Source organism: Candidatus Borrarchaeum sp. (assembly GCF_019058535.1).
Classification (GTDB): domain Archaea; phylum Asgardarchaeota; class Sifarchaeia; order Borrarchaeales; family Borrarchaeaceae; genus Borrarchaeum; species Borrarchaeum weybense.
Genome location: NZ_JAHPYX010000238.1, coordinates 1 through 4,708, shown reverse-complemented (window position 1 = coordinate 4,708; position 4,708 = coordinate 1). Strand labels below are relative to the sequence as shown.

The window sequence follows — 4,708 nt, the reverse complement described above, 5'->3', positions numbered from 1 at the left end:
TATCAATTGTCTGCAATGCCTAGAGGAGGAACGGATGCTGGAGCGATTCACCTAAGCCGTGTAGGAGTTCCATCAATTGTACTTGGCATTCCGACCAGACATGTTCATTCGCATGTAAGTATGACTTCGATTGTAGATATTGAACGTATGATTAATTTGCTAATCGAATTGATCAAAAGAACAGACAAAGAAACCGTTACATCATTTACTTCAATTTAATGTGATAAATAAAACCCGTTTATAGTCAATTCATCACTTGGCAGTTTCTATTTGGAGGTGTGTCTTTTTTACATATCAACAGATTTAAAAGTGCCGTTACACTTACGTAAGACTCTTCAACGTCCTTTAGGGCAATTAATTCGTTCAGACAACTCAAGTTTTATAGAAAAGATAACTGAAATGGCTAATCAAGTAAGGTTGTTAACGAAAAAAATAGTCACAGTAGGAGATGTTGTGTCATCAACTTTACTTGAAGCTGGGGTAATACCAGATATTATTATAATAGATTTTAAAACTAAAAGAAGAGCTTTATCTCCATCACAAGTTGTCAAATGTGATTACTCTATAGCAAATCCAGCCGGAGTTATTAAAAAAGAAATTTGGCCTTTATTAACTAGTCTTTTTCAAAAAGAGAAAATACCAATACGGCTCTATGTTGATGGCGAAGAAGACCTCCTTGCAATTCCTGCTACCATGCTTGCCCCAAATGGTTCAATTGTCCTCTATGGACAACCTGATCAGGGTGTTGTAGTTATATATGTGAACAAGGACACCAAAAAAAGATTTCAAGATATAATAGAGGCAATGGAGAAACTAAATCAGACATAACCTAATTAACTAACTTAAGAAAAACGAATTTTCTTTTTAAATTGTAATTATGTGTCTTTCAATACATAGTATACTAAAGTAGATCGATGTATACAAAAAGAAATTAATTTCATGAAGGAGATTTCTCTAATATTTCATGACCGCGCCAAGTTCGTAGATGCCAATTAAATTCGTCTTTCCGGGTACAAGAACTGACCCGCAAGCGATAACAGCCGTATCATCTTTAGAAAGCAAACCTGCATCGTAAACCGCCTTTAAAGAACTATATATTAACTTTGACGCATCATCAGTTTGAATTTCTTTGTTTAATGGATATACTCCCCACAGAAGTCTGAGTTGTCTCATAACGCGTTCATCTTGTGTGATCGCTATTATGCTTTTTTTAGGCCGATATTTGGAAATCATACGCGCAGTAAAACCTCCAGTCGTTACTGTTATTATTGCTGCTACATCCATTTCTTTGGTAATTGTATGAATGACGTGTCCAATCACCTCAGCCACATCTTCGTGACCATGGTCGTAATAGTCAGGATCTCTGTAGGGCATTGAGCCTTCTGCATTTTTTGCTATTCGTTCCATAGTCTTTACAGACTCAACCGGATAATCACCTACTGCTGTTTCACCCGAAAGCATAACAGCATCAGTTCCATCTAATACTGCATTTGCAACATCACTCGCTTCTGCTCTTGTAGGGCGTGGATTTGACGTCATTGACTCTAGCATTTGTGTAGCTGTAATTACAGGTTTCCCGTAGCGATTACATTTGTGGATGATATCCTTTTGAACTAAGGGAACACGTTCTGGTGGTATCTCTACCCCTAGATCACCCCTAGCTACCATTATTCCATCAGCTACTTCCAAAATTGCGTCAAAGTTTTTTAGGCCAATTGAATGTTCAATCTTTGCAATGAGTGGAATCTCTACTCCCTCGTCTTGCAGTATTTCTCTGACTTTTAGCATTTCTTCTGGTGTTCTCACAAAAGAAACCGCTAAATAATCTGAAACAAGTTTTGCCGCAATTTTCATATCCGCTATGTCTTTTGGTGTAGGAATATCAATTGTAAGATGAACATCTGGGATATTAACGCCTTTTCTTGCGCTTAACACTCCACCAGATTCAATCTGGCAATGAACATCCTTATCATCGATCGAGACAACACGAAGCCCAATAATACCATCATTGAGAAAAATCATATCTCCTATATTAACATCATACGAAAGATCTTTGTAAGAAACTGAGGTTATTGATTCATTCCCTAATACATCTCGGGTTGTTAAAGTGAAATTATCTCCTAGACTAAGATATACTGACTCCTTACCTTTTTCCATTTCACCTGTTCTCATCTTAGGTCCTGAAATATCAAACATAATGGCGATATCAGAAATACTTCTTATCAGATCAAACCGTTCAATGTGATCTTGATGAGTACCATGTGAGAAATTTAGTCTTGCAACATCCATCCCCGCTTCAATCATCTCAATAAGTGTCTCCTCAGAATCAGAAGCCGGTCCTATAGTCGCTACTATCTTTGACCTCGTAAGGTTAGTTTCTTTGTCCATTCTTTCTCCCTCAGTTCGCATCATATTATATTTTATTTTATGTGTTTATTCATTTTTTCAAATTCCTTAAAACTACAAAGAATTTTTCGAAGAGCCTCAATTTGTATATTCAATAACTCCTTTAAAAAACGGGTGTTATGAAATTGATTTAGTTAGAAGACTATTACCTAGTTCGAATATAATTTTCAGTTAATTCACTATAGTCTGTAAAATAGTATCCCCAACTGGATCAATTCATAAGTGACTGCTTAAAACTGATATTATTCCAACACAAAATTGGCTTGAGTCAAACAATAAAAAGTAAGTGGGCGATAATCGAATTAAAAAATGAAACAAATAAGATTATCTGAAAAGCGGATTGACATACACAACAAGAGTTTCTTCATCATCAGTTTTCATAAAATCCTTTTCAGCAAGGACTTCTTCTTTTAAAGCTTTAACATCTTCAACTTCGTCTCCTTCCCTGCGAGTTTCAGGTTTTTTAATGAGTTCAATAGCTTTTACTTTGTTATCCTTTATTACAACGCGTGGAAGGTAGCCTTCGATAATGAAATGTCCATCTTTGGCATCAGTTAATTTTTGAAAACTCTTGTCAATTGTTTCAGTGCCAAGAAATGTACTCTTACTTACAACCAAACCATAGATATCGTTTCCAATAATAACATATCCTCTATCATAACCTTCAGGTATTTTGCCAAAGAGATCATCGAGTTCTTCCATTTTAAGAGTTAAGTTATTAGAGGATTCTTTATTTTCTTGCACTAAATGTACATTCTTAGGGTGTATTTCTTGAGGGGGAATCGTTTCTTTAATCGTAGGGGTATTATTATCTGTAGAAGTTAGTGAGGCTTCAGATTTAGATTTCTTCGATTTTCTAATACTTGAATTAGAAGCTTTTTTAGAAGTAGATTTTCTGACATTTGTCTTACTAAAGAGGTTAAAAAATTCTTCAGGCTCAGTTCCCTCTTCAATAGCGGCAGACTTGAATTTTCGTCCCTTTTGGGTATTTAATTGAACTGCTGCCCGTGCACTTAAGAATTTTTTCCTGACATCTATTTTAGAGCCTTTCCAAAGCCAAAGGGTTTTTGTTGACTCGTCTGCAATCAGTAAAACGTCTTTGCTTTTTAATTCTTTTTTATCCAAGTTGATTGGGGTGAGTTCACCTTCACTATCCAAGCGAAACATCTCAATCTCAAACGTCAACACAGAGGTGTACCCCATTTATTGTGGTTAAATACTTAGTCTAGGTTTAAGATTTAAAATTTTCTGGGCAAACTCTACGCAGAACTAGAAAAACTCTCCGCAAATGAAATTTTTGTCGACTTACCGAAAGCAACGAGGTTAAGAAAATTACATTTTTTTAGATTACATTCTGAAATAGTGAATATCAAATAAATTATGTTAAAAAGAAGTCAAGAATTACTCAAAAAAGCAAAAAAATAGTTATGAAAAAAGAGGTTGGAAGGCGCTTTATGTGGCTTTTATGCCTTTCTTCTGCTTTCTTCGCGTGCTATTATTTTCCATGCACCGTATTCTGTTCGGTTAACAACACGTACGGTTCCTGCAACTTTAAATTTTTCAAATTCGCCTTTCATCCATTCTTCAATCGCCTTTTCGCTATAAATTATGTTCGGGTTCTTAATTTCTTCGTCCAAATTAGATGGTTCAACTTTTATGAGCCAGCCTTCGTCATAGCAATCTTCATTCAAGAGTAAAGGCTGTTCTTTGATTTTTTGGTTTACTTCAACGATCTTACCACTAATGGGTGAAATAAGTGGTCCAACATATTTACCAGCCTCTAATGTTCCAAAGACTTTTCCTTGCTTAACTTCGCCGCCAGCTTCAGAGGGAAGGCGTATATACTTAATCTCACCTGCTTCATACACACCAAAATCATCGATACCAACTCTAATTTTGGGAATTATATATGTTGACATCCAAATATGTCCTGGATGTGAACCCATTGCACCCGACCAGTAATACAAATCGTCCAACATTATAAAAATGCGTTTTTCATCATACGTGATGGTAATCGGCATATTTAGTCCTCCCAATAATTAAATCTGCAGTTTTTCAAGAATAGGTTCCACTGGACTTGTGTGAATCATGAATTCTAATCCAAGATCTTCTTCGGGATCCATTTCCATGGCAAGCCCCATCCATTGGATTAAGTAGAGTACGGGAACTTGTATCTGGGTCTTAAATGTGGCGGCCATCGATCCTTGGCTATAATCGTAGACGTATTGACAAAGAGGACAAATTGTTGCGAGGCCATCGAATCCATATTCTTTTATGGCTTTGAGTTTTGAATATCCAAGTT

General features: G+C 36.0%; 4 protein-coding genes and 2 pseudogenes. 2 read left to right on the top strand and 4 right to left on the bottom strand.

The genetic code is table 11. From position 1 onward, the window contains the following. Together QVB70_RS14640 and QVB70_RS14635 are read left to right on the top strand one after the other, a co-directional pair. Positions 1–219, top strand: a pseudogene (locus tag QVB70_RS14640) (peptidase M28); the annotation flags it as partial. A 180-nt stretch (positions 220–399) separates the two neighbouring features. Then, positions 400–828, top strand: a complete 429-nt coding sequence (locus QVB70_RS14635; RefSeq protein ID WP_287587726.1) for a GTP-dependent dephospho-CoA kinase family protein — start codon at positions 400–402, stop codon at positions 826–828. A 126-nt stretch (positions 829–954) separates the two neighbouring features. Here the strand turns inward: QVB70_RS14635 and pyk are convergent, their stop codons facing one another. From pyk to QVB70_RS14615, 4 genes and pseudogenes are all read right to left on the bottom strand, one after another. Beyond that, the gene (gene pyk / locus QVB70_RS14630) at positions 955–2,388 is read right to left on the bottom strand and encodes a pyruvate kinase (RefSeq protein WP_287587724.1); all 1,434 of its coding nucleotides are present in this window, start codon (positions 2,386–2,388) and stop codon (positions 955–957) included. Between the two features lie 342 nt (positions 2,389–2,730). Then, positions 2,731–3,564 carry a hypothetical protein gene (locus tag QVB70_RS14625; RefSeq protein WP_287587723.1) on the bottom strand — a complete coding sequence of 278 codons (834 nt, stop codon included), beginning with the start codon at positions 3,562–3,564 and terminating at the stop codon, positions 2,731–2,733. 305 nt (positions 3,565–3,869) lie between these two features. Beyond that, complete coding sequence (locus tag QVB70_RS14620; RefSeq protein ID WP_287587721.1) at positions 3,870–4,427, bottom strand: glycine cleavage system protein H; 558 nt, start codon at positions 4,425–4,427, stop codon at positions 3,870–3,872. Between the two features lie 18 nt (positions 4,428–4,445). Then, positions 4,446–4,708, bottom strand: a pseudogene (locus tag QVB70_RS14615) (hypothetical protein); the annotation flags it as partial.